This is a genomic window from Rhodomicrobium udaipurense JA643 (assembly GCF_000636015.1).
Lineage (GTDB): Bacteria > Pseudomonadota > Alphaproteobacteria > Rhizobiales > Rhodomicrobiaceae > Rhodomicrobium > Rhodomicrobium udaipurense.
Map to the genome: position 1 here is coordinate 1 of NZ_JFZJ01000214.1, position 2,282 is coordinate 2,282.

Annotated in this window: 2 protein-coding genes; both read left to right on the forward strand. The window is 61.0% G+C overall.

The annotated features are described in order from the left end of the window. The first annotated feature begins 10 nt into the window (after positions 1-10). On the forward strand, positions 11-157 hold the full coding sequence (locus T281_RS19960; protein ID WP_420834884.1) for a phage tail assembly protein: 147 nt from the start codon (positions 11-13) through the stop codon (positions 155-157). A 126-nt stretch (positions 158-283) separates the two neighbouring features. Further along, on the forward strand, positions 284-2,282 hold a 1,999-nt coding region (locus T281_RS16890; protein WP_052037623.1), incomplete at its 3' end, for a phage tail tape measure protein.

Sequence of the window (2,282 nt, forward strand, 5' to 3'; positions counted from 1 at the left end):
CGCCGCTGGTATAGCCCTCGCTGCCGTCGTGACCGGCCTGCCGGTCGACGCCGTCGAAGATATGGATGCGGCGGATTTCATGAAGCTTTCGGAGGCTGTCGCGGGTTTTATGCCGCGGGCCACGCCCGCCACTGGCGAGCCTACGCCGCAGACGTAGCACACGTTCTGAACATCCCGCTCGGCGAGATCCTCGGGATGGATTTCGCCGAGCTGCTCGCCTGGCACGCCGAGGCGGCCCGCGTCCATAAATCCAACCCCCGCCTTTGACCGATGGAGCCCGCGCATGGCAAATCTTTCCGCATCCCTCATCATCAGGATGATCGACGGTGTGAGCGGCCCTGCGCGGGCCGCCACGCAAGCGCTGCGTGGCATCGGGCAGGCGACGGCTGCGCTCAACCGCAGCGTCGGCGTTGTGGCCATCGGCAAGCAGATCGGTGCGCAGGCTAAGTCGATGGCGGAAGCGTCAAGCCGCATGTCGGCCGCGGTCGCGCCCGTAGCAGTAGCGGGTGGCTTCGGGTTCTTCAAGGCTTTCGAGTTCGAGAAGGCCATGAACACGATGGAAGCTTTGGGTGAACTCACTGCGTCCCAGAGGAAGGATGCTGAAGAGTATCTGAAGCTTCTGAACAGCCAATATCCGCAGACGCTCACGAAGCTCGCCCAGACGATGAACGAGCTATTGCGCGGCGGTCTCGACATGAAGGCTGCCATGGGCGCGCTTGGCCCGACGATGGACCTTGCCGTGTTCGGCGACATCGAGCCGAAAGCGGCGGGCGAGATCGCCATCAATGCGCTCAATCAGTTCCGCATGCCGATGTCGACCGTCGAGCAAGCCATGGCATCGATGCGGAAGGTGTCTGACGTTATTACCTATGCAGCGAACAAGTCCAACACCGACGTTCGCCTTATGGGCGAGACGTTCAAATATGCCGCGCCGTTCGCCACGGCTCTGGGGATGTCCATCGAGGAGCTTGCCGGTGCTTCGATGATTATGGCGAACAACGGCATCAAGGGCTCGGAAGCAGGTGTTGCGCTGCGTTCGGCCATGGTGCGCATGGTCAAGCCGACCAAGGGCATGATGGCGATGCTGGCGCGGCTCAACATCAGCTTGAGCGATTTTGTGAAGACCGGCAGAGAGGTAACATCCAAGGATATTATCGGCGGGCTCATGGCGGATGGCGTTGACGCGACGCCTGTGGCCGACAAGATCGCGAAAGCGTTGCAGGATCCCGGTCTCAAAGCATCGCAACCGAGAATGGTCGCCGAGCTGACAAAGATCATCAGCGAGGGTCTTGGTTCTACGTCAATCGTGGACAAGGACAAGCTTGCTGAGAACTTGACGGACTCCCTCAATGTGGCTGGTTCGAAGGTTGACTTGATCGGTTTCATCAAGGCGGTGTCTGATAAAGCTGGCCCCGGAATAGCCAGCGCCATTGCAAATTTGTTCGACGTGAGGCAGGGCGCGCGCGTCATGACGCTGTCCGCTGGCGACGTCAAGGCTATGATCGACGGTGTCTTTAACGAGGCCGCTGGCTACGCGGCGAAAGGCGCGCAGATCATGCTGAAAGGCATCGTCGGCCCGTTCTACTCGCTCATGTCATCGATCGAAGGCTTCTTCGTTGCGCTCGGCGAAAGTGGCGTCTTCGAAGATGCCGCGAAGGTGTTCACGCGCCTGGCAGATTCTGTTCGCGAGATCAGTAAATCGAGCCCAGAATTGCTGCGCTTCGGCACCTATGCCGTGATGGCGGCAGCGGCGCTTGTGCCGCTTGGCATGGCGCTTTCCGGCGCGGCGGCTGCGCTGGCGATCCTTGTAAATCCTCTCGCGCTCGTCGTGGCCGGTCTCGGCGCACTGGCTTATTACAACTGGGATAGCGTCAAGGCGGGATGGGAGGGGATCAAACAGGCCGCGACGGAATTTGCAGGCGGCTTCCAGACTGGCTTTTGGGACAATATCAAGCCGTCACCTGAGTTAAATCAGGCGTGGGCCGATCTGAAGCAATCGCTGTCCGATGCCGGGCTTTCGCTCAATCTTCCGTCGTGGCGGGAGCTTGGGGAGTTGTTTGGGGGTACGGTTGCAAAAGGTGTCAATCTTGTAGCGTCGGCTGTGACTGCGCTGGTCGACGGCTTGAGAACCGCAGTTGGTTGGGCGAAGGATGCGGCGTCGGCAATCGGCTCGATCAAGATGCCGAGCTTCTGGAGTTCGGCTTCGGTGCCGCCTCCCGCGCCGCTGGCGGCCGGTAGCCTCAAGGATCTCCCAGCGCGAGCGGAAGGCGGGCCGGTTGCGG